The sequence below is a fragment of the Martinezella sp. CNPSo 3890 genome (assembly GCF_057784455.1).
This window is the reverse complement of sequence record NZ_JBXSOR010000015.1, coordinates 20,314-43,613: the sequence shown is the minus strand read 5'-3', so window position 1 is coordinate 43,613 and position 23,300 is coordinate 20,314. Positions and strand designations below refer to the sequence as shown.

General features: G+C 61.5%; 20 protein-coding genes. 11 read left to right on the top strand and 9 right to left on the bottom strand.

Going from position 1 to position 23,300, the window contains the following annotated elements; all coding sequences use genetic code 11:
• Positions 1–79 precede the first annotated feature (79 nt).
• The 3 genes from AC13RC_RS26505 to AC13RC_RS26495 all read right to left on the bottom strand — a co-directional run bounded on the left by AC13RC_RS26505 (position 80) and on the right by AC13RC_RS26495 (position 4,573).
• The gene (locus AC13RC_RS26505) at positions 80–1,951 is read right to left on the bottom strand and encodes a peptidoglycan DD-metalloendopeptidase family protein (RefSeq protein ID WP_488559026.1); all 1,872 of its coding nucleotides are present in this window, start codon (positions 1,949–1,951) and stop codon (positions 80–82) included.
• 132 nt (positions 1,952–2,083) lie between these two features.
• Positions 2,084–3,442, bottom strand: coding sequence for an Nramp family divalent metal transporter (locus tag AC13RC_RS26500; RefSeq protein WP_488559025.1), 1,359 nt, complete (start codon positions 3,440–3,442; stop codon positions 2,084–2,086).
• Positions 3,443–3,823: 381 nt separating this feature from the next.
• On the bottom strand, positions 3,824–4,573 hold the full coding sequence (locus AC13RC_RS26495; RefSeq protein WP_488559024.1) for a tryptophan 2,3-dioxygenase family protein: 750 nt from the start codon (positions 4,571–4,573) through the stop codon (positions 3,824–3,826).
• A gap of 149 nt (positions 4,574–4,722) precedes the next feature.
• On the opposite strand from AC13RC_RS26495, the gene AC13RC_RS26490 reads away from it, so the two are divergent.
• Positions 4,723–5,193 carry an Lrp/AsnC family transcriptional regulator gene (locus AC13RC_RS26490; protein WP_069611593.1) on the top strand — a complete coding sequence of 157 codons (471 nt, stop codon included), beginning with the start codon at positions 4,723–4,725 and terminating at the stop codon, positions 5,191–5,193.
• Positions 5,194–5,289: 96 nt separating this feature from the next.
• Here AC13RC_RS26490 and AC13RC_RS26485 read toward each other — a convergent pair whose 3' ends face one another.
• Positions 5,290–5,904, bottom strand: a complete 615-nt coding sequence (locus AC13RC_RS26485) for a single stranded DNA-binding domain-containing protein (RefSeq protein ID WP_488559023.1) — start codon at positions 5,902–5,904, stop codon at positions 5,290–5,292.
• A 312-nt stretch (positions 5,905–6,216) separates the two neighbouring features.
• Here AC13RC_RS26485 and AC13RC_RS26480 point away from each other — a divergent pair, with 312 nt between their 5' ends.
• Positions 6,217–6,369: a hypothetical protein gene (locus AC13RC_RS26480; protein ID WP_173002556.1), complete on the top strand. Its 153-nt coding sequence runs from the start codon at positions 6,217–6,219 to the stop codon at positions 6,367–6,369.
• Positions 6,370–6,386: 17 nt separating this feature from the next.
• Here the strand turns inward: AC13RC_RS26480 and hutC are convergent, their stop codons facing one another.
• On the bottom strand, positions 6,387–7,106 hold the full coding sequence (gene hutC / locus AC13RC_RS26475) for a histidine utilization transcriptional repressor HutC (RefSeq protein ID WP_488559061.1): 720 nt from the start codon (positions 7,104–7,106) through the stop codon (positions 6,387–6,389).
• A 79-nt stretch (positions 7,107–7,185) separates the two neighbouring features.
• Positions 7,186–8,529, bottom strand: a complete 1,344-nt coding sequence (locus AC13RC_RS26470; protein WP_488559022.1) for a formimidoylglutamate deiminase — start codon at positions 8,527–8,529, stop codon at positions 7,186–7,188.
• A gap of 101 nt (positions 8,530–8,630) precedes the next feature.
• On the opposite strand from AC13RC_RS26470, the gene hutI reads away from it, so the two are divergent.
• The 7 genes from hutI (at position 8,631) to AC13RC_RS26435 (ending at position 17,121) form a co-directional block, all read left to right on the top strand.
• On the top strand, positions 8,631–9,887 hold the full coding sequence (hutI, locus tag AC13RC_RS26465) for an imidazolonepropionase (protein WP_488559021.1): 1,257 nt from the start codon (positions 8,631–8,633) through the stop codon (positions 9,885–9,887).
• Positions 9,884–11,419, top strand: coding sequence for a histidine ammonia-lyase (gene hutH, locus AC13RC_RS26460; RefSeq protein WP_488559020.1), 1,536 nt, complete (start codon positions 9,884–9,886; stop codon positions 11,417–11,419). The genes hutI and hutH overlap by 4 nt, the downstream gene beginning before the upstream one ends.
• A gap of 1 nt (position 11,420) precedes the next feature.
• Positions 11,421–13,106, top strand: a complete 1,686-nt coding sequence (hutU, locus tag AC13RC_RS26455) for a urocanate hydratase (RefSeq protein WP_113331567.1) — start codon at positions 11,421–11,423, stop codon at positions 13,104–13,106.
• A gap of 1 nt (position 13,107) precedes the next feature.
• Positions 13,108–13,677, top strand: a complete 570-nt coding sequence (locus tag AC13RC_RS26450; protein WP_488559019.1) for a HutD/Ves family protein — start codon at positions 13,108–13,110, stop codon at positions 13,675–13,677.
• Between the two features lie 735 nt (positions 13,678–14,412).
• A complete protein-coding gene (locus tag AC13RC_RS26445) occupies positions 14,413–15,075 on the top strand; it encodes a sulfite oxidase-like oxidoreductase (RefSeq protein WP_113353753.1) in 663 nt (220 codons plus the stop codon).
• 197 nt (positions 15,076–15,272) lie between these two features.
• The gene (locus AC13RC_RS26440) at positions 15,273–16,712 is read left to right on the top strand and encodes an MFS transporter (protein WP_113353752.1); all 1,440 of its coding nucleotides are present in this window, start codon (positions 15,273–15,275) and stop codon (positions 16,710–16,712) included.
• Between the two features lie 103 nt (positions 16,713–16,815).
• Complete coding sequence (locus tag AC13RC_RS26435; protein ID WP_112341489.1) at positions 16,816–17,121, top strand: hypothetical protein; 306 nt, start codon at positions 16,816–16,818, stop codon at positions 17,119–17,121.
• A gap of 23 nt (positions 17,122–17,144) precedes the next feature.
• On the opposite strand, the gene AC13RC_RS26430 is transcribed toward AC13RC_RS26435, so the two are convergent.
• Both AC13RC_RS26430 and AC13RC_RS26425 read right to left on the bottom strand, forming a co-directional pair.
• Positions 17,145–17,540, bottom strand: coding sequence for a type II toxin-antitoxin system VapC family toxin (locus AC13RC_RS26430; protein ID WP_488559018.1), 396 nt, complete (start codon positions 17,538–17,540; stop codon positions 17,145–17,147).
• A complete protein-coding gene (locus tag AC13RC_RS26425) occupies positions 17,540–17,767 on the bottom strand; it encodes a type II toxin-antitoxin system VapB family antitoxin (protein ID WP_488559017.1) in 228 nt (75 codons plus the stop codon). Before AC13RC_RS26425 ends, AC13RC_RS26430 begins: the two co-directional genes overlap by 1 nt.
• A 167-nt stretch (positions 17,768–17,934) precedes the next feature.
• Between AC13RC_RS26425 and AC13RC_RS26420 the strand changes: the two genes are divergently transcribed.
• On the top strand, positions 17,935–19,125 hold the full coding sequence (locus AC13RC_RS26420) for an acetyl-CoA C-acyltransferase (protein ID WP_488559016.1): 1,191 nt from the start codon (positions 17,935–17,937) through the stop codon (positions 19,123–19,125).
• Positions 19,126–19,464: 339 nt separating this feature from the next.
• Here AC13RC_RS26420 and AC13RC_RS26415 read toward each other — a convergent pair whose 3' ends face one another.
• Positions 19,465–21,972 (bottom strand): heavy metal translocating P-type ATPase, encoded by a 2,508-nt coding sequence (locus AC13RC_RS26415; protein ID WP_488559015.1) that lies wholly within the window; start codon positions 21,970–21,972, stop codon positions 19,465–19,467.
• A gap of 171 nt (positions 21,973–22,143) precedes the next feature.
• Between AC13RC_RS26415 and AC13RC_RS26410 the strand changes: the two genes are divergently transcribed.
• Positions 22,144–23,253, top strand: coding sequence for an RHE_PE00001 family protein (locus tag AC13RC_RS26410; RefSeq protein WP_488559014.1), 1,110 nt, complete (start codon positions 22,144–22,146; stop codon positions 23,251–23,253).
• Positions 23,254–23,300: the final 47 nt, after the last annotated feature.

Genomic DNA, 23,300 nt, shown 5'->3' with positions numbered 1-23,300 from the left:
GCATCGAGGCGCCATTGCCGCCCGCGGGAATCGGGTTTGCAAGGATCGGGAAGGACATTCGTGCGGATTTCTGGCTGGCTTATGGAGACGGCGCGCCGAAATGGCTCGGCCCAAAGCCCGGTCCCAAATTCGGTCCGAAGTCCGATCCTGAATTCGGCCCGAAGCTCGGCCCCTGCTCGAAGTTGGCGAAGGGGGCGGAGGGATTGCTGCGAGCCGGCGGAACGTCGAGGTAGCTCATGATGTTCTCGACGTGGTTGACCTGTGAGCGCAGGCTGTCGAGCGACTTGCCGGTCAGATTGGTGCCGGCGGGCAATTGCGCTGTCAGCGGATTTTCGTAACGGCCGTTGACGCGCAGTTCGTAATAGAGATGCGGGCCGGTGGAGTAGCCCGTCGAGCCGACATAGGCGATGACCTGGCCCTGGGTGACGCGCTGGCCGACGCGAAGATCCGACGGCGTTGCCGAAATATGGGCATAGGTGGTCTCGTAGCCGCCGTCGTGGCGGATGCGGACATATTTGCCGTAGCCGGTTTCCCAGGAGATCTTTTCGACGACGCCGTCGCCGGCGGCTTGGATAGGGCTTCCCATCGGCGCACGGAAATCGACGCCGTTGTGGAATTTCTTCACGCCGAGAATGGGATGGATGCGCCAGGCAAAGCCGTCACCAAGCGTGCCATTCGGCACGGGCCGGTGCACAAGCGACTTCGCGATCGAGTGGCCGCTCTCGTCGTAGAATTCCGAGGGGCCTTCGCCTTCATTCTTATGCAGATAGAAACGATGCGTGTCGCCGTCGGCATGGAATTCGATGAACATCAGTTCGGTGCGGCCATCTTCCGCCTTGCGGAAGAGCAGGTCGACGCTGTCGGGAGCATCGTCGATGCTGGTGAGCGAAATGCCCTTGGCCTTGGCGAGCTTGATGAGCTGCGAGGCATATTCCTTGGTGAGGCCGGCTCTTTCGAGCTTGTCGCTGACTGCCCGCTCGTCGCTCTCGTCGACACCCTTCAAATCGACCGCGGCGACCTCCGTCGAGGATGGAGCGTCGGCCTGGCTTTCGCTGTAGAGCGTAGAAAACAGCCTGTCATTGGCCATCGGAACAAAGCCATTGGCATCATCGCGGGCAACGACGCGCTCCGGCGTCTTGTCGCCGCTGAGGCGCGCCATGATCAGCTTCGGGCGGGCATTGGGGCCTTTTTTCTCAAGCAGCAGTTCCAGGCTGTCGCCGGGGGAAACGGTATCGGTCTCCAGGGCGCGCTGCAGCTCGTCGCCGGCGTCGCTGCCGAGGCCGGCAGACGCCAGGATATCCTGAAGATCCTGCTTGTCCTTCGGCATGGATACGAGCCTGTGGAACTCGCGCCCGGCTTCGCCGGTCGTCGCGCGCGCTACGCTGACGTTCAGCGGCACGCCGCGAACCGGAAAGCGAGAGCGGCGCACGGCATCGTAATGCGTGGTCTGCGGATAGATGCCGTGGCGGATATCGGAAAGCGAAGGCGGCGAAAATGCCACATTGTCGGCGCGTTCGTCGCCATAGGAGGCACTCATGGCGCCCCCGCCGTCACGCGCCAGGGCGGTTTCGTCGGATTTGAAGACCAGCGTCGTGCGATGATAGGTGAAAATGCGGGTTTCGCCGCTGGATAATTTTTCGGCCACCTGCGCAAAGCGGGCGCCGTCGAAGCGCTGTTTTGCAGCCAGCCGGCTGGCTTTGCGCATGGCTGGCTGAGAGCGCGCGAGCTGGGCCGTGCGCACCGGCGTCGCCCGTTCGATCGTGTGACGCGCCAGCAAGGGATAGAGCACGGTGGCGAGCAGGCCGAAGGAGGCAGTGCCTGCGAGACCGATGACGATCAGGTGGCGAAGATGGGCAGAGCGCGGCAGAAAGGGAATATGAAAATCGTGATGCGGCCGCGCCTGGATCGCAGCCTCTGCAGGAAATTGAACGCGCAATGGACTTTCGGCCATGAAGTGAGGAACCCTGCAGATTGCGGTGGGCCCAAACTAGGGCAAATCATGGCAAAATCTAGGCAAATATTACGAGTCGGTTAACTGCCGTGATCATCCACAGGGCGAGATTTGCGCGTTCAAGATGATTCGTCAACCGAAGATGGTGTCGTAGAGCAGTTTGAAGTTCAGCGCCAGGATGATCGCCGCAACTATCCACGAGAGAACCGCGACGCTTCTGGGGATGACGAAACTGCCCATTTTCTCGCGATTCGTGACAAATTGGACCAGTGGAATGACGGCAAAAGGCAATTGCATTGATAGCACGACCTGGCTCAGCACGAGCAGGTTTGCAGTGCCCTTTTCACCATAAATGGCGGTCACGCACACAACCGGAATAATTGCGAGGCCGCGGGTCAAAAGTCGCCTTGCCCAGTGCGGAATCCTGAGCCGGAGAAAGCCTTCCATCACGATCTGGCCGGCAAGCGTCGCCGTTACGGTCGAGTTGAGACCGGATGCGAGCAACGCGATCGCAAAAAGGGTGGAGGCGATACCGAGGCCGAGCAGCGGCGACAACAGCTCGTAGGCCTGACCGATCTCGGCGACGTCGGAATGGCCGCTGGTGTGGAAGGCGGCAGCTGCGACGATCAGGATTGCAGCATTGACGAAGAGCGCCAGCATCAGCGCGACGGTGCTGTCGATGGTTGCCCATTTGATCGCATCGCGACGGCCCTCTTCAGTACGCTTGTAGGCGCGGGTCTGGACGATGGAGGAATGCAGATAGAGATTGTGCGGCATGACCGTCGCGCCGATGATGCCCATGGCGATATAGAGCATCTCGTGATTGGTGACGATTTCGGGCGAGGGGATGAAGCCTTGGAGGATCGCCGCTACAGGCGGTGCGGCCGCGGCGATCTGGATGGCAAAACAGATGGCGATGACGGTCAGCAGCGCAATGACGAAAGCTTCGAGGTAGCGGAAGCCCTTGCTCATCAGCAGCAGTAACAAAAATGCGTCGAGCGCGGTGATCAGCGCGCCGCCGATCAGCGGAATTCCGAAGAGCAGCTGCAATGCGATCGCCGTACCGATGACTTCGGCAAGATCGCAGGCAATGATGGCGAGCTCACAGGCGAACCACAGTGCCAGATTGACCGGCCGTGGATAGTGATCGCGACAGGCTTGGGCGAGATCACGGCCGGTGGCGATGCCGAGCCTTGCGGAAAGCGCCTGCAGCAGGATCGCCATCAGGTTCGACAGCATGATGACGGTGAGAAGCGTGTAGCCGAACTGCGCGCCGCCGGCGAGATCGGTCGCCCAGTTGCCGGGGTCCATATAGCCGACGGAGATCATGTAACCGGGGCCGACGAAAGCCATCAGGCGTCGAATCCAGCTGCCGCCATGAGGAACCTTGACCGTGGCGTTGACTTCAGGAAGGCTCGGACGATCGTCCTCGTCGCGGCTGGCAAACTGCCATGCGCGCCGCTCTACTGCAGCTTCCTGAACTTGCGTCATGCGGGGCTCCGGGAGGGTCATGCTATGAGACTACTAAATAAATATGACCGATATCAGAATTATGCAATAGGCTATATTTCAATGGTCATTGCATCGTCTCCGGCCGGGGCCTTGGCCTGCCGGTCGTTTGCCTGGGAGACAGGTGTCGAGATGGGCGGCGCTGGTAATGCCTGCGTTGGTGAAGGGAAAGTTGGATCAACCAGGGGGATGCGAGCGGCGAGACGGTGTCGTTTTGCAATGACGGATTTACATGGCGGGCCGATGCGTCTTGGAGCGAGAGAGCCGAGGCTTGGCGCAGCTCGCTCAATCTCGTCCGGAGTCTCGTCTGTGCAAGGAGGTCCTCCGCCACCGAAGCGGCGGAAGGCGGTCGCCGGTCAGAACCTATTCGGCGGCGTCGTGCTTGGAAATGGAATCGCGGACGACGCCATATTGGCCGCCCCAGCGATCGGTCATTTCGTGGCGGATATCCCATAGATCGGGGAAGAAGCGATGGCGCGTGCCGGCCTGCAGCAGCTCGACGGGACGGCCTTTCAGCGATTTCGAGCCGAGGCCGATGGAACGCTGGATCAGATAGATGTGATTGGCGCGGAATTTCTGGAACAGTTCGTCATACTCGACCAGTGCTTCGGCGACCACGTAGCTGTCGCCGTGATCGTATTTGCCGTCATAGATATCCGCGACCGTCAGGCCGGCGGCATCGAGATAGTTCGCCTTGAAGGCGTGCCAGAGATCCGGCGGCATGCGCAGCAGAAACCCGAAGCCGGGCGATTCCTGGCCGCTGCCATTGCCGAGTTGCAGACGAATCTGCTGATATTCCTTCGGGGACATGGTTTCCAGAAGATCGAGCTGGGTCGTCATCATGCGCATGATCCGGTGCACGCGTCCCATAAGGGTCACGACGCGATGCGTGTTGCGCTCCTCCATGAAGCCGATGACATCGACCAGCGTATAGGCCATCAGCTTCATCCAGAGTTCTTCGACCTGATGGACGATCTGGAACTGCAGTTCGTCGCCGTTGACCATGCCGTTCAACGGCTTTTGACAGGCGAGTAGCTTGTCGCACTGTAGGTAGACGCCATAGTCGCGCATTTCGGGCGCCTCGATGCGCGCGTAATAGTCTTTCTTCTGCATCTTCGTCCCCTTTGTTCCGGCCTTCGGCCCTCCAGCATATTTGCTCGCTTTCAAGGATACGAAATTCAGCTTGAACATTGTTCCTATTTGTCATCCATTTCGGAAGAAATAGAGTACGATCGATCATCTATTTGGCTATGGAGAGAACGATGGAGTTAGATGCCTTAGATCGTAAGATCATTACCGCGCTGGAGGCTGATGCCCGCCTCTCCTTTGCTGCGCTTGCCGATCTGGCCGGTCTCAGCAAGACGCCATGCTGGAAGCGGGTAAAAGCGCTGGAGGAAGCGGGTGTGATCCGGGGATACAGGACGCTTCTCGACCCGGCCAAGCTCGGCTTCGGGCTGGAGGCTTTCGTGCAGGTGTCGATCGATGTCGAGCGCTTCGATGCCTTCGAAGCCGCCGTACGCCGCCATCCTCTGATTTGGCGCTGTCATGCGACAACGGGCGAGGCGGATTATCTCCTGCATATTCTGGCGACCGATATGGCGGCGCTCGACCGGCTGCTTCGGCAGGAGCTCAACCGGCTGCCGGGCGTCCGGCATACCGTGACGTCGATGTCGACGCGGGAGATCAAGTCGGACATTTCGTTGGCCGAGGCCATGCTGCATGTCGGCGAATAACTATCGGCCGTCGTCATATGGCGTCGAGCCGACGACACGGCGTATCAGTCGTTCGCCGACATCGACAAGGGAAAAGGAGTTACTGGACCGAAGCGATCACATCGGCGGCACGGTGCCGTTGAGGCCGACGGCAACCCGATCGGCAGAGACGGTGGTTTCGCCGGTTTGCTCGCCGGTGATGAAGACGCCGGCACCGGGCTTCAGATCTGCTTTCGTTGCCGATGTCAGTGTTACTACGGGCGTGCCATCCGGGATCTTGATCTTGCGTTCGCCGCCCTTGTAGGTGAGGGTCAATGTCGGGCCGCTAACGGACGTCACGGCATTGGCGACCGTGGCGTTGGTCATCGAGCTGTTCGGCGCTGAATCCCAGGGGCGGTCGCCTTCGCCGGTTCCCTTCATCGCGGCCGGGAAGATGACGACTTCGATCGCGCCATTGATGCCGCTGTCGGTCGGCTGCGAAGCAATGCCGACGAAATCGCCAGGCTTGATGTCGCTGATGGCAGCCTTGACGACGCCGCCGACGTTCCAGCCGGATCTCAGCGCGACTGTCACGTCCTTGCCGTCGCGGGACTTGACCTTCAGCGTGTCGCCATCGAGGCTTTCCACGGTGCCACGCACCCTGACACGCTCGGCAGCCTCGGCGCTTTGCAACGCGGCAAGCATGGCGACGGAGAGCGTCAGCGCAGCCGCGATCAGACGTTTGCGATCCATGGGTGGGGTCTCCCTTGAGATATCGGCCGCGCGATGCGCCGGTCGTGCTTGATAAGAGGGTTGGAATTGGTCGACGGAAGCCGCGGGGCGGCTTCGAAGCCATCTGCATCGCGATCCTATGCGCCGCTTCCATCACCCGCCATTCAAACAAGCGTGAGATTGCCATCCCGTTCGGCGCGGGCAGAAATTCCTGGAAAAGGCCCATTTTTTCGCAGAACATCAAGCATTGCTTAACGTTTACCGTTAGACTGCGCTGGTTATCTCGAATTCCCTATCGCGCTTGGCGCTGGGCTGGGGAGATTGGAGAACGAAATGACCGCGATTCGTCCGCTTTTGATCGGAATCCTCTTGATTCTGGCACTGGTTCTGATTGCGCTCAGTATCCTGCTGGTCGATCCTGCCCAGCCTGTCCGGCAATCCGATAGCCTCATTCCGCCGCCTACAGAGTCGCCGCAACGCCCCTAAGTTGGCGCCGGGAATGGTCAGCTTGCCGGTGTAAAGCGTGCCACGAGGCTGTGGCGATCACCGGGATAGGTGAGGCGGACATGGGTTATCGGACCGGCGGCGCTCCAGGTGCGTCGTTCGACGACGAGGCATGCCGCACCCTTCTGGATATCGAGATTGGCGGCGGCGTCGCCTTCGGCCGATATGGCACGGATCTGATGTTCGGCGGTGCTCCACGGCACCTGGTTGAGCAGCCAGGGGCCTGGCGGCAATGTCTCGAAATCTGCCTTCGCCGCTTCCGGCACCGCATCGAGATTGATGACGCGGTTTTCCAGGCAGAAGGGGCGCGGGCCGGCATAGTGGATGCAGGTGATCTCTATCACCGGGATAGAGCCGACGAACTGCAGCCTGCGAGCGTCCTCCGGCCGCCCACGCCGCTCGGCACGCTTTATTAGCCGGTGTGAATAGGACAGATTGAGTGACAGGACTTCCGATTTGATATCGTGAATCTCAAGCACGGCGGATTGTGCCTGCGGATGCGTGACGAAGCTGCCCGAGCGCTTTCGCCGCTCGATCAGGCCGGCACGCGCAAGCTGGGTCAGCACCTTGTTTACCGTCATGCGCGAGCAGTCATACTGCTCCGCCAGGTCCATCTCGAATGGAATGCGATGTCCTGGAGGCCAGGCGCCGGAAACGATCCGGCCCTCGATATCGCTCAGGATGCGCTGATGGAGGGTCGCCTCTTTGCTCGTGGTCATGCCACCCATCTGTTCCGTGTGAGACATGGGATTTCCCGCAAGTTATTTAGGGGTCAATCGATGGGAGGAAAAGCGGTTTTTAACCGATAAGTTCAACCATCGCCTTGCGGAATCGCGTGGTGATTGCCTCTCTCCTCAGATGTCGGCCCCCGTCCACCTGCTTTTTACCCAGGGCCCACACGCCGTCCACGGTGACGCCGCCGGCGAAGGTCCAGTGATCGAGAATGCGGTCGCCGGAGAGATAGGGTACCGCACTTACATCGAACGAAACGATATCGGCGTGGTTGCCAACGGCAAGGCCGGCCGGCGCCTTGAGAGCCGCGCCGCCCCCTGCCAGCGCACCGTCGAACAGCATGCGGGCGGTCGAACCGCCCGTCGTGGCAATGACGTTGCGGGCGCGTAGCGCCAGGCGCTGCGAATATTCGAGCTGCCGCAACTCCTCCGGCACGGAGATGAGAATATTGGAATCGGAACCGACGCCGTAGTGGCCGCCTTCCTCCAAGAATAGCGGTGCCGGGAACACGCCATCGCCGAGATTGGCTTCGGTGATCGGGCAAAGGCCGGCGATCGCGCCGCTTCTTGCCATGCGTCGCGTCTCATCCTCGATCATGTGCGTGGCATGGATCAGGCACCAGCGCTCATTGACAGGCGCATTGTCGAGCAGCCATTGCACCGGCCGGGCACCCGACCAGGCGATGCAGTCTTCCACTTCCTTCACCTGCTCGGCGACATGGATGTGAATCGGCCCATCGCCGGCGATCGGCACGAGCTTTGCCAGCTCTTCCGGTGTCACGGCCCGCAGGCTGTGCGGCGCGATGCCGAGTTCGGCGCCAGGCAGGCGGCTCGTGACCGTGCGGCAGCCGGCCATGAGGGCTTCGAAGCTCTCGATCGAATTGATAAAGCGGCGCTGGCCCTCGATGGGAGCGGCACCGCCGAAGCCGGAATGAGCGTAGAAGACGGGCAGCAGCGTCAGCGCAATGCCGGTTTCGGCGCTGGCGGCGCCGATGCGCTCGGCCAGCTCGGCGATATTGGCATAATGGCTGCCATCCTTGTCATGATGCAGGTAGTGAAATTCGCCCACTCGGGAGAAGCCGGCTTCGAGCATTTCCATATAGAGCTGTGCGGCGACGGCCTCGACATGGTCCGGCGTCATCGACAAAGCGAATTTGTACATGACGGTGCGCCAGCTCCAGAAGCTGTCATTGGCCGGGCCGCGGACTTCGGCAAGGCCGGCCATGGCGCGCTGGAAGGCGTGGCTGTGCAGGTTCGGCATCGCCGGAACCAGAACATCCTGCCTGTCGTCACCGGCTTCGGGAGCGACATCGGTCGCGATCTCGGCGATGCGGCCGCCTTCGAGGGTCAGCCGCACATTCTCGTGCCATCCGTCGCCAAGCAGTGCCGAGCGTGCATGAAGTCTCGTCATGGTCTCACCCTTTCCTTTCGGACATGGAGTCCAAAATCCCTCTTGTCAGCCTTTCGATTATGTATATACATTATGAGCCAACGAGGAAAGGCGTAAAGCTGATGGGTGGGAATAATTTTTCCGAAGATGGCAAGGACGGCGATGCGGCAGGCCGCGTCTGGCGCAACGCTCGCCTTGCAACCTTGAAAGAGGGCGAGGCCCGGCTCGGCACTATCGAGAAGGGCGCGATCCTGACCAAGGGCGGCCGTATCGTCTTTGCCGGTAGCGAAGCCGATCTGCCCAATACATCGGGCGCCGAGAGCATCGACCTTGAAGGGCGCTGGGTGACCCCCGGGCTCGTGGATTGCCACACCCATATCGTCTATGGCGGCAATCGCGCCCGCGAATTCGAGATGCGGCTGGAAGGCGCGAGCTACGAAGAAATCGCCCGTGCCGGCGGCGGTATCGTCTCCTCCGTCAATGCAACGCGGGCGCTGTCGGTGGATGAGCTTGTCGCTGTGGCCTTGCCGCGCCTCGATACGCTGCTATCCGAAGGCCTAACGACAATCGAAGTAAAGTCGGGTTACGGCCTCAACATTGAATCCGAACTGAAGATGTTGCGGGCCGCGCGCAAGCTGGAGACAGTCCGCCCGGTTCGCGTCGTCACCTCGTATCTCGGCGCGCATGCGACGCCAGCGGAGTATAAGGGCCGCAACGACGATTATATTAATGACGTCGTGCTGCCGGGCCTCAGCCAGGCCCATGCCCAAGGTCTTGTCGATGCCGTCGACGGCTTCTGCGAAGGTATCGCCTTTTCGACGGCGGAAATCGCGCGTGTCTTCGATCTTGCCAAGTCGCTCGGTATTCCGGTTAAGCTGCATGCCGAACAACTTTCCAATCTCGGCGGTGCCAAGCTTGCCGCCTCCTATGGTGCTTTATCAGCCGATCACGTCGAATATCTCGATGAGGATGGCGTCAAGGCGATGGCTGCGGCGGGTACGGTTGCCGTGCTGCTGCCCGGCGCCTTCTATGCCATCAACGAGAAACAGAAGCCGCCGGTTCAGGCCCTGCGTGATGCGGGCGTCTCGATCGCCATCGCGACCGACTCCAATCCCGGCACTTCGCCGCTGACCTCGCTGCTGCTGACCATGAATATGGCTGCTACCCTTTTCCGTCTCACGGTCGAGGAATGCATTGCCGGCGCGACGCGCGAGGGCGCTCGCGCCCTTGGGCTGCTCTCCGAGACGGGGACACTCGAAGCCGGCAAGTCGGCCGATTTTGCTATCTGGGATGTCGAAAGCCTGGCGGAGCTGGTCTACCGCATCGGCTTCAATCCGCTCCATGCACATGTCTTCAAGGGAAAAAGGTTCAACCGATGACTATCGTTCTCCATCCCGGCTCCGTGTCGCTGCAGCAACTGGCGACGATCTATTGGAGCGGTGAGCCGGCTAAGCTCGATGCGTCCTTCGATGCCGGCATCGCCAAGGCCGCCGCCCGCATCGCGGAGATCGCCGCCGGCAATGCGCCGGTCTATGGTATCAATACCGGCTTCGGCAAACTCGCATCCATCAAGATCGACAGCGCCGATGTCGCGACGCTTCAGCGCAATCTCATTCTCTCGCATTGCTGCGGCGTCGGGCAGCCGCTGCCGGAAAACGTCGTTCGCTTGATCATGGCGCTGAAGCTCATTTCGCTCGGACGCGGCGCATCCGGCGTGCGGCTGGAGCTGGTGCGGCTGATTGAAGGCATGCTCGAAAAGGGCGTCGTTCCCGTCATTCCCGAAAAGGGTTCTGTCGGTGCATCGGGTGATCTTGCGCCGCTGGCGCATATGACAGCCGTGATGATGGGCCATGGCGAAGCCTTTTATGCCGGCGAGCGGCTTTCCGGCGCGGCAGCGCTCGAAAAGGCCGGCTTGAAGCCGGTCGTGCTGGCCGCCAAGGAAGGCTTGGCGCTCATCAACGGCACGCAGGTATCGACCGGTCTTGCGCTTGCGGGTCTCTTCCGCGCCCATCGTGCCGCCCAGGCCGCTCTCATCACCGGCGCGATGTCGACGGATGCTGCGATGGGCTCCTCCGCCCCGTTCCATCCCGATATTCATACGCTGCGCGGCCATAAGGGGCAGATCGATACCGCCGCAGCCCTTCGCGGGCTGCTGGCCGGTTCCGTGATCCGCGAAAGCCATATCGAAGGCGACGAGCGTGTGCAGGATCCCTATTGCATCCGCTGCCAGCCTCAGGTCGATGGCGCCTGCCTCGACCTCCTGCGCTCTGTCGGCCGCACGCTTGAAGTCGAGGCCAATGCCGTCACCGACAATCCCTTGGTGCTTTCGGATAATTCTGTCGTTTCCGGCGGCAACTTCCATGCCGAGCCGGTCGCCTTTGCCGCCGACCAGATCGCCATCGCCGTTTGCGAAATCGGCGCGATCGCCCAGCGCCGCATTGCGCTGCTCGTCGATCCCGCGCTCAGCTACGGCCTGCCGGCCTTCCTCGCCAAGAAGCCAGGCCTGAACTCGGGCCTGATGATTGCCGAAGTGACCTCGGCGGCGCTGATGTCCGAAAACAAGCAGATGTCGCATCCGGCCTCCGTCGACTCGACCCCGACCTCCGCCAACCAGGAAGACCATGTTTCCATGGCCTGTCATGGCGCGCGCCGCCTGCTGCAAATGACCGAAAACCTCTTCGGCATCATCGGCATCGAAGCGCTGACTGCCGCCCAAGGCGTCGAGCTGCGCGCGCCGCTGACGACCAGCCCGGAACTGACCCTTGCCATTGCCGCCATCCGTACCGCCGTGCCGTCGCTGGAAGAGGACCGCTACATGGCAAACGACCTGAAAGCTGCCAGCGAGCTTATCGGCTCCGGCGCGCTCAATGCCTCGATTTCAACCGACATCCTGCCCTCCTTGGAGATGTGACATGACCAACCCACGCCATAATATCCGCGAGATCCGCGCGCCCCGTGGTCCCGAGCTCAACGCCAAGAGCTGGCTGACCGAAGCGCCGCTGCGCATGCTGATGAACAATCTCGATCCGGACGTTGCGGAAAACCCGAACGAGCTGGTCGTCTACGGCGGCATCGGCCGCGCCGCCCGCACCTGGGACGACTTCGACCGTATCGCCGCGACGCTGAAGACGCTCAACGAAGACGAGACGCTGCTCGTGCAGTCCGGCAAGCCGGTCGCCGTGTTCCGCACCCACAAGGATGCGCCGCGCGTGCTGATCGCCAACTCCAACCTCGTGCCGCACTGGGCGACCTGGGATCACTTCAACGAGCTGGATAAGAAGGGCCTCGCCATGTACGGCCAGATGACGGCCGGCTCGTGGATCTACATCGGCACGCAGGGCATCGTGCAGGGCACCTACGAGACCTTCGTCGAAGCCGGTCGCCAGCACTATAATGGCAATCTCAAGGGCAAGTGGATCCTGACCGGCGGCCTCGGCGGCATGGGCGGTGCACAGCCGCTGGCGGCCGTCATGGCCGGCGCCTGCTGCCTTGCCGTCGAATCAGACGAAACCCGCATTGATTTCCGCCTGCGCACCCGCTACGTCGACGAAAAGGCGAAGACGCTCGACGAAGCGCTTGCTTTGATCGACAAGTGGACGAAGGCTGGCGAAGCAAAGTCCGTCGGCCTGCTCGGCAATGCCGCAGAAATCTTCCCGGAACTGGTGAAGCGCATGAAGGCCGGCGGACCGCGTCCGGATATCGTCACCGACCAGACCTCCGCTCACGACCCGCTGAACGGCTATCTGCCGATCGGCTGGACGGTCGCCGAACACAGGGCCAAGCGCGAGAGCGATCCAAAGGCCGTCGAAGCTGCCGCCCGCGCCTCTATGAAGGTGCATGTCGAAGCCATGGTCGCTTTCTGGGATGCCGGCGTGCCGACGCTCGACTACGGCAACAACATCCGCCAGGTCGCCAAGGAAGAGGGTTTCGAAAACGCCTTCGCTTTCCCGGGCTTCGTGCCGGCCTACATCCGCCCGCTTTTCTGCCGCGGCATCGGCCCCTTCCGCTGGGCTGCCCTCTCGGGTGATCCGGAAGATATCTACAAGACCGACGCCAAGGTGAAGGAGCTGCTGCCCGACAACAAGCACCTGCACAACTGGCTCGACATGGCGCGCGAGCGCATTTCCTTCCAGGGTCTGCCGGCGCGCATTTGCTGGGTCGGTCTCGGCGATCGCCACCGCCTCGGCCTCGCCTTCAACGAAATGGTCAGGAACGGCGAGCTGAAGGCGCCCGTCGTCATCGGCCGCGACCATCTCGACTCCGGCTCGGTCGCCTCGCCGAACCGCGAAACGGAAGCGATGAAGGACGGCTCGGATGCCGTCTCCGACTGGCCGCTCTTGAACGCTCTGCTCAACACCGCATCGGGTGCGACCTGGGTATCGCTGCATCATGGCGGCGGCGTCGGCATGGGTTTTTCCCAGCACTCCGGCATGGTCATCTGCGCTGACGGCACTGACGATGCGGCCAAGCGCCTGGAGCGCGTTCTCTGGAACGACCCGGCGACCGGCGTCATGCGCCATGCCGATGCCGGCTATGACATCGCGCTTGATTGGGCCAAGAAGCAGGGCCTGCGCCTGCCGGCCATCCTGGGGAACTAAGATGAAGCTGCTGCGCGCCAGTGACCACAAGCGCATGCCCTGGAAAAACGGCGGCGGCGAAACGGTGGAGATCGCCGTTTCGCCCGACGGCGCCGGGCTTGCCGACTTCGACTGGCGCGTCAGCATGGCGACCGTTGCCACAGATGGGCCGTTCTCGGTCTTTCCCGGCATTGATCGCACACTATCCATTCTCGAGGGTGAGGGCATGACGCTCTTCATAGAGGGGCGCGCGCCCGAGCGTCTGACGCAGGCGAGCGAGCCGCTGCCCTTCGCTGCCGATGCGCCGACTTCGGCGACGCTGATCGACGGCACGATTACCGATCTCAATGTGATGACGCGGCGGGGCCGTTTTACGCATTCCGTGCGGCGGGTTTCGGTTGACGGGACCATCAAGCTCGCCCCTCATGGTGGGGTGAGCCTTATCCTTTGTCATCGTGGCCACGCCGAAGTCGCCAAGCTTTCGCTCTCGACATTGGATTGCCTGCTTCTGGAAGCGGGTGGGCCGGAAGTAGACTTCTTCGGAAAAGCGGAACTGTTTCAGATTGACATTCAGGCCAATCGTCGTCGCTAGGCGAAGATAACCAGCCGAAACGATGGGCTCGATAGAAGGCCATCGCTATGTTGCAGATGTCCGAGTAACGCCGGTCGAATAGGTCGGCCTTGATCTGAACTTCAGTCTCTTGGATGTCTGAAGCGTTGGTTGTGGTTCCTATCGCCGACCCGGTAAGCGGTGCGTCATTCGCGATCAAGTGAAGCGTAAGATACCCGGACATCTTGGCTGCGGATATGCGATCGGCTTTTCCTACGTCAGTCCAAGGAATAACAGCCGTGGTGATGCGTCTATCCTGAATGCCCTCCGGGCTGATAATGATTACCGGATCGGCATAGTTTCGGCGAATGTAGATCGGAACACGCACTATCGCAGCCGCACAAAATATAATGAGAATGACGACTGCATTGATGCGAAATCGCCAAATTAGCGGGTCGGAATTTTGATGACGGGTAACAATCAATAGCCCGACAAAGAAGGCCATTATTGTCAAAATCAGTATGGTTGCACGTATCGCCGCAAATTTCGAATAGCGGATCTCGTGGATACGGTGAACGGCTACATCGTCATAGAGGAATTCATCGCTAGGCAAGGCAAATTGACCGCCAAGATTGAAATGCACATTACTATTACCACCATGTAAATTCAAAGTCTAAAGGCTTCGGAAAAGCATATTCCTTTCTTGGGTCGAGTTGATCTTCTTGACACCCCAGCCTCTCCGGCGCTCCAATAGCGGGACTTTGCAAGGATGCCTCCATGAGCGACGATCAGATCCCCGCCGATAGCAAGCTCACCACATCCAAGCGCCGCTGGGCGGCGGAGGGTAAGTTTCTGACGGGGCGTATCAGCCGGCCGGAGACGGAGCGGCTGCCGCCGGGGCAGCATCTCGTTAAGAACTGGCCGGTGCTGGATCTCGGCGTGCAGCCGCAAATTTCTCTGTCGAGCTGGCGGCTCGATGTAATCGGCTTCGTGGAAAATCGACTCAGCCTCGATTGGGCCGCTTTCCAGGCGATAGAGCAAAGCACCCGTGTCAGCGATATCCATTGCGTGACGACCTGGTCACGCTACGACAATCGCTGGGAAGGGGTTTCGACGCGCGATCTCCTCGATCTCGCCATGCCGACGGCGGAGGCGCAGCATGTGCTGCTGACGAGCTATGACGGCTATACTACTAATCTGCCGCTTGCGGATTTCGCGGCTGAGGATGCGATTCTGGCCACCGCCTGGGAGGGCCAGCCGCTGACCGGCGAGCATGGCGGCCCGATGCGTCTCGTCGTGCCGCATCTTTACTTCTGGAAGAGCGCCAAGTGGCTGAATCGCATCGAGCTCATCGGTGCCGACAGGGCCGGCTTCTGGGAGAAGAACGGCTATCACATGTATGGCGATCCCTGGCGGGAGCAGCGTTACTCGGACGATTGACGCTCTCGGCGCTTTGCGGGTGAGTACCCTGCACTGGCCCTCCCGAATCGCGGTTCTTATGTCACCGTGGCAATTTTTGATGGCGACGTCTGGGTTTGTGGCTTTGCAAGCCGCCATGATGGGCGTATTCAATGATCGTATGATTGTTGCCGGGAGTACTCGGCTTCCTTGAACGCCAATATCCGAAATTTCATCTCATGACCGTTGCCAGGACCATAGAAGAGCCTTCCGAAGCAAGTTTCGGCCGGCAGTCCCGCATCATCGCCTTCGTCGTCGCCGTCTCCTTCTTCATGCAGATCCTGGACGGCACCATCGTCACCACCTCGCTGCCGCAGATGGCGACAACCTTTGGAGTCGAGCCGGTGTCGATGAGCATCGGCATCACGGTCTATCTTCTCACCATGGCCGCCTTCGTGCCGCTGGCCGGCTGGGCCGGCGATCGCTATGGTGCACGGCGGGTGTTCCTGGCGTCGATCACCATCTTCACCGTGGCATCGCTGTTCTGCGGTCTTTCGGGGAATTTGACCGAGTTCATCATTGCCCGCGCCGTGCAGGGTGTCGGCAGCGCGCTGATGACGCCTGTTGGCCGCATCATCGTGCTGAAAAACGCGCGCAAGTCCGATCTGGTGCATGCGATGTCGATGATCACCTGGCCGGCGCTGACGGCGCCTGTCATCGGCCCCGTCCTCGGCAGCTTCATCACCACCTATCTCAGCTGGCATTGGAACTTCCTGATCAATATCCCGATCGGCATTATCGGTCTGGGTCTCGTCCTGCGCTTCGTGCCGGATCAGCGGGAGGAAAAGGTCGCCCGCCTCGATTTCGTCGGCTTCCTGCAATCGGCGGCAGGGCTGACATTCTTGCTTGCCGGCCTTGAATTCGTGGTGCAGGGCACGACGGGGCTGGCGCCCAGCATAGGGTTGATCGCTGCAGGCGTGGTGTTTTCCATCATCGCCACCCGTCACTTTATGACGGTTGATGCGCCCTTGCTCGATCTCTCCGCCTTCAAGGTGCAGACCTTCGCCATGTCGACGCTTTCGGCCGGCACGGCGAGCCGTGTGGCGATCAACGCCACGCCGTTCCTGATCCCGCTGCTCTTCCAGGTCGGCTTCGGGCGCACGGCGATCGATGCCGGCACCTATCTGCTCTTCTATTTCGCCGGCAATCTCGGCATGAAGGCGATCACCACGCAGATGTTGAGAATCTTCGGTTTCCGCAACGTGCTCGTCGTCAATGGCCTGATCTCGTCGGCCAGCATTGCCGGATGCGCGTTTCTGTCTCCGTCGACGCCGGAACTGTTGATATATTGCCTGCTATTCATTGCCGGGCTTTCGCGGTCGATGAATTTCACGGCGCTGAATACGCTGGGGTTTGCCGATATCCATGCCGCGCAGCGCAGCTCCGCCTCGACATTGTCGAGCATGCTGCAGCAGGTTTCACTGCTGCTTGGCGTTGCCGTCGCTGCTGCGGTTCTCAATCTCTCGCGCACGATTCATGGTGGGGAAACGCTTTCGCTTGTCGATTTTCGCTGGGCTTTCCTCATCGTTGGCCTTATCGGTGGCATCTCCGCATTGCGTTTTATCAGCCTGCCGCACGATGCCGGTGCAGAGGTATCCCGTCATAAAGTGAAGACCTGATCAAAACCTTCAAATTCTTAACGATATTGACAGGCAAGCCGCTGTAAAGTGGGCTGCCAGTTCCCATATGAAATCCGCGTCAACTCCCACAGGAGGCAGTCCCATGCTGCTCAGAACCCTCGCCATCTCCGCTCTCGTCCTCGGCATGTCCAGCGCCGCCATGGCGGAGCAGGCTCACAAGCATCATCCCAAGCGCGTCAATGTCGAGGCGTTCCAGGCGGATGTCGGCAATGTCGACCATTCCAAGGACGCAATTCTCCCGGACGGCACCATCAACACCGACCCGTCGGTGACAGGCCCGATCCGCGCCGGCGACTCCATTTCCCGCCTGCAATGCGCCGCTGCCCCTAACTCCGTCGGCGCTCGTTCGAGCACCTATAGTGCAGGCTCCGCTTCGCTTTGCCCGTAACGGCGTGATGGCTCGAGCTGGTCTTAAGCCAGCTCGATATCCGTCTGCTTGAACCGGTCGCTTTTCGACAATAGCGGCTGGCGATAATAGCGAGCGCAGGCATAGGTCAAGCAATCGTCAAGGCTGAGGCGCGCTATATGGTCGCCTTGGCCATAGCGCTCGTAGGCTTCTGTCGCCAAGGTGGCGGCGCGGGGCGGCACAGCAAGCAGCTGAACGTTCATAAGCTGCAGAAACGTGCGGACAGCTTCGCCGGCCTCGGTCGGCGACAATCCCAAAGTATCGGAGACAAGGATTGCGGCATTCGCCGCGACAAGCGGCGAAGTCATTCGCGCTGTTGCCGGCTGTATGCGGATGGCGAAGGCACGCGCCTCCTCCTCGTCGGTCATCATCGCCGACAGCACTGAAGCGTCGATAAACATCAAATCTCTTCCGCTATGCCGGCGCTTTCGCTTTTGGCGATGGCCTTCTGTTTGAGATTGCGGCAGAAAGCCACGGCGACGTCGGCAAGCGCCGGCTTGGTCAGCTCCTCATCCAGCGCCTTCTGCAAGGCAAGCCGCACGGCTTCCGTCTTGGTCGTGGCCTTGGTCAGCGCCTGATAGCGCCGCGCCAATCGATCAATGGCATCGTCCTTGATGTAAAGCGGCATGGAATATCCCTTCAAATTCTGCGGATATCCTTAAGCTCTCTGCGCGAGGAAGGCAATCATGTGCGCCGTTGGCTGTATCCTATTTTCTGCGATATTTAGATGACGATCATCATCTAACGTGATAGGAATGGTCCGAAGATATGGTTTGCTATCCGTGAGGAGATGTCATGTCCGCTACCGATCCCATCGTCATCGTTTCCGCTACCCGCACGCCCCTTGGCCGTTTCCAGGGAGATCTCTTGCCCTTGCAGGCGCACGAGCTTGGCGCGCATGTCATCCGTGCTGCGCTGGAGCGCGCCGGACTTTCGGCGGAGAAAGTGGATGAAGTTCTGTTTGGCTGCGTTCTGCCTGCGGGGCAGGGACAGGCGCCGGCCCGGCAGGCTGCGCGCGGGGCTGGCCTGCCCGATGCCGTCGGCGCCACCACGATCAACAAGGTTTGCGGTTCCGGCATGAAAGCGACCATGCTGGCGCATGACCTACTTCTCGCTGGTTCGGCCTCGATCGCCGTTGCCGGCGGCATGGAATCCATGTCGAATGCGCCCTATCTGCTGGCCAAGGCTCGCGGCGGTTATCGCATGGGCCATGACCGCATCTTCGATCACATGATGCTCGACGGGCTCGAGGACGCCTATGAGAAGGGGCGTTCCATGGGCGATTTCGGCGAGCTGGCGGTTGAGGCCTATCAGTTCAGCCGCGACGATCAGGATGCTTACGCGGTCGAGACCTTATCGCGCGCCCGTGCCGCAACGGAGAACGGCGCCTTCGAAGCCGAAATCACGCCGGTTTCGGTGATGGCGAAAGGCGGTCCCATTACCATTGCCAAGGACGAGCATCCGCAAAAGGTCTCGCCGGAAAAAATCCCGACACTGAAGCCCGCCTTCCGCAAGGATGGCACGATTACGGCGGCCAGCGCCTCAGCCAATGCCGATGGTGCGGCCGCGCTTATCCTGACACGCCGCTCGGTTGCCGAGCGCGAGGGATTGCCGATTCTTGCCGAGATCAAGGCGCATGCGACGCATTCCCAGGAGCCGGCCTGGTACACCACCGCGCCGATCCCGGCGATCCGCAAGCTGCTCGATAAGACTGGATGGAAGATCGGCGATGTCGATCTCTTCGAGATCAACGAGGCCTTCGCCGTCGTCGCCATGGCGGCCGCCAAGGAGCTCGGCATTGCCCGTGACCGCCTCAATGTCAACGGCGGCGCCTGCGCGCTCGGCCATCCCATCGGTGCCACCGGTGCGCGTCTCATAGTGACGCTGCTGCATGCGCTCGAGCGTCAGGGTGCAAGGAAGGGCGTCGCAGCCCTTTGCATCGGCGGCGGCGAGGCAACGGCGATTGCTGTGGAGCGGGTTGGGTAAGCAAATTCGGGCAAGTCAGGTGCATCTGCCGATGCCGCGCCTGCGAGTATGCCCTTCATCCTAGCCTTCTCCCCGCTTGGCGGGGAGAAGGGACGACCGCGCCAGACGGCGAATTTGCAGGCAGATCGTAGGCTATTAGATCAAAGCCCCCTCTCCCCACTGGCGGCAGGGGTATCGCATATGGTGCGGATGAGCATCCTAAGCTCCTTCTCCCCAAGGGGAGAAGGGGACGCGACAACAACTTCGGGTCATATGCGATTGTCCTCCCGCTGGCGGGGAGAGGGCAGGGGTGAGGGACCGCGTGGGTGCGGAGAAGGCGAACAAACGCGGTCGATGTCCTCATTTCGCCAGCCGCAGTCGCAGCGCGTTGGCGATCACCGAGACCGAGGACAGGCTCATCGCGGCGGCAGCGATCATCGGCGACAGAAGCAGGCCGAAGACCGGATAGAGCACGCCGGCTGCCAGCGGCACGCCGAGCGCATTGTAGCCGAAGGCGAAGGCAAGGTTCTGCTTGATGTTGCGGATGGTCGCTTCCGACAGGTGGCGCGCCCGCACGATGCCGTTGAGATCGCCCTTCACCAGAGTGATCCCGGCGCTTTCCATGGCGACATCGGCGCCCGTGCCCATGGCGATGCCGACATCCGCGGCGGCCAGTGCGGGTGCGTCGTTGACGCCATCGCCGGCCATGGCGATGACACGGCCTTTGGCCCGCAGCTCGTCGATGAGCGCCTTCTTGCCCTCCGGCAGCATATCGGCGCGCACTTCGTCGATGCCGAGCTGCTTCGCGACGGCAGCGGCGGTCTTGCCGTTGTCGCCGGTTGCCATGACGATGATCAGGCCGCTCTCATGCAGCGCCTTGATGGCGGCGGCCGTGGTCGGCTTGATCCGGTCGGCGACGGCGACGAGGCCGGCCAGCTTCCTGTCGATGGCGACGAACATGACGGTCTTGCCTTCGCCGCGCAGGCGCTCGGTCTCGGCCTTCAAATCGTCGGTCGAAACGTCAAGATTGGCCATCATAGCGGCATTTCCGAGCGCGATCGCGGTGTCGCCGGCGCTGCCTTCGACGCCTTTGCCCGTCACCGCCGCAAAGCCGGAGATCTCCACAAAGCGGGCACCGCGTTCCTCGGCGCCGGCAACGATCGCTTCGGCGAGCGGGTGTTCGGAGCCGCGCTCCAGGCTGGCAGCAAGCGAGAGCAGGCGGGCCTCGTCTGTGCCTGTCGCGGGGACGATGTCGGTCAGATTCGGCTTGCCCTCGGTCAGCGTGCCTGTCTTGTCGACGATCAGCGTGTCCACCTTGGCGAAGCGTTCCAGCGCCTCGGCATCGCGCACCAGTACGCCCTCCTGTGCGCCTCGGCCCGTGGCGATCATGATCGACATGGGCGTTGCCAGCCCCAGCGCACAGGGGCAGGCGATGATGAGCACCGCAACGGCGGCAAGCAGCGCATGCGCCAGCCTCGGCTCCGGCCCGACAAAGGCCCAGACGACGAAGGCGATAATGGCGGCCGCGACCACAGCCGGCACGAAGACGGCGGAGACGCGATCGACCATCGTCTGGATCGGGGCGCGCGAGCGTTGCGCCTTGGCGACAAGCTCGACGATGCGTGAGAGGGTGGTCTCAGCGCCGACCTTTTCGGCTTGCATGATGAGCGCGCCGTTTTTGTTGATTGTGCCGCCGGTCACGGCGTCGCCCTTGGCCTTTTCGACGGGCAGGGGCTCGCCCGTGATCATCGATTCATCGATGGTCGATTGTCCCTCGATGACGGAACCATCCACGGGCACGCGTTCGCCCGGGCGCACACGCACCCGGTCGCCGGCTTGGATCTCATCGACAGGCACATCGGTTTCGCTGCCATCGGCGCCGATGCGCCGTGCCGTTTTCGGGGCGAGATCGAGAAGCGCGCGGATGGCCGAGCCGGTGCGTTCGCGGGCCTTCAGCTCGAGTACCTGGCCGACGAAGACCAATGCGACGATGACGGAAGCTGCCTCGAAATAGACGGGCACGCTCTCACCATGGCCTCGGAAGCTCATGGGAAACAGGCCGGGGGCGAGTGTGGCGATGACGCTGTAGACATAGGCGGTGCCGACGCCGAGGCCGATCAGCGTCCACATATTGGGGCTGCGGTTGACGAGCGAATTCCAGGCGCGGCGGAAGAAGGGCAGCGCCGCCCAGAGCACGACCGGCGTCGCGAGCAGAAGTTCGACCCATGTGGCAAGAGGTTCGCCGATCCAGTCGCGAAGGGGCAAGCCGATCATCGGGCCCATGCTGATGACAAGCAGCGGCAGCGATAGGGCAGCGCTGATCCAGAACCGGCGAGTGAAATCTGTAAGTTCCGGGTTTGGGCCATGATCGGCGGCGGGAACACCCATCGGCTCCAGCGCCATGCCGCATTTCGGGCAGTCGCCGGGATGGTCGCTGATGACCTCGGGGTGCATCGGGCAGGTATAGAGCGTACCCTTCGGCACCGGTTTTGATGCGGGCTTGTTACCGTCGAGATAGGAGGCTGGATTTGCCTCGAACTTTGCCTTGCAACTGGCCGAGCAGAAATAGAATTTTTCGCCCCCGTGCTTCAGGAAGTGGCGGGCGGTGGCACGGTCCACCGGCATGCCGCAGACCGGGTCTTTCGCCGTGAGGTAGTTTTCCGGTGCAGCCTGGAACCTTGCACGGCAGCCGTCACTGCAGAAGTGGAAAGTACGGCCGCGATAATCCAGCGATGGCTTGCCAGCATCGGGATCGACGGTCATGCCGCAGACGGGATCGCGGATCACCACATCCTGAATGTCGGCATCATGATGATGGTGATGACCGTGGCCATGATGGCCGTGATCGTGCTCGTTGTGCTGTACCATGTCATACTCCTTTGCCCGAAAGGGCGTCGGAAAGCCTTATGAACCTTCCCATCGCTGGAAGGTCAAGACGGAAAATAGTGATTGCCATCCACAGTTCACAGGGTTGCCTTCCTATCTCGCCGCGGACGGCGATGATAAGTTCCGTTAGATCGATGCAATGATGTGATTCCAATGCGATATGATCTGACCACGCTGCCACTTGCCACGCTTCTGCCTGCCATCGTCAAGGCGGAGGATATGTTGGCGCGGCTGGATGAGCGTGTCTTGAGGCATGCGGTGGCGGATGGTTTTCGCGAGCGGGGGCACTTTTTCGATGCCGCTGGTGCGCTCTGGGTCGGCGGCGAACTCGTGCATGTGGAGGATCTCGTCCTGCATGATGCGCGCATGGATACGCGCACACCGACGCACGAGTTGACCATCGCCCATGCGGTGCTGCGCAGCAGGCGCCGCCTTTGGACCGCCGATCCTTCCTGGGGCCTGGAGGCGGCGGGTCTTGCCGTCCTGCGCGGTGACGTCGGCGAAACCGAAGACATCATTGCGCCGCGTTCGACGCCTGCCCCGGCCATGGAGCCGGACGAGCCGGTGGATGAGGAAGACGATTTCGGCGTTGATTTCGCCGAGATCGACGCGATCCTCGCCCGATCCGACAAGATCCTGAATGGCGGCGTTCCGGAAGCTCGGCAGCCGACCGTTGATGTTGACGACCCCCTTGCACTCATCCGTGATGAGGATTGGGATGAGGATGAGCGGCTGGAGAGCTGGCGCGCTGTCATTCGCGAGGCGGACCTGCTGCCGCCCGCTCTTGGTGCGGCGGTGCTTTTCGATGCCTGGGAGCGAATAGAGCCACTGCGGCGGCAGCATTGGCTTGGCGGCTTGCTGGTCAGCGCCTATCTGCGCAGCCGGGGCAAGGTCACATCCCATCTCTTTTGCCTGAATGTCGGCCTGAAAGCCGTCCGTCACGACCGCCGGCGTGCGCCAGATCGCACCACGCGGCTGACAGCCTTTCTCGAAGCCATGGCACTTTCGGCCGATTCAGGTCTGAAGGAGCTCGATCGCCTTTCGCTTGCCCGGCTGCAGATGGAGCTCCGGCTCAAGGATCGGCGGTCCAACAGCAGCTTGCCCGAAGTCATCGATATCGTGCTGTCGCGGCCCATCGTTTCGGCGAAGATGATCGCGCGTCATGTCGGCGTCACCTCCAGAGGTGCGCTCAATCTGGTGGCCGAACTCGGCCTGCGCGAGATGACAGGCCGTGGTCGCTACCGTGGCTGGGGCGTGCTTTGAGGCGCTGCAGCGGCTTGTGCGGGTAGACGCATCCACCTTGCAACCAC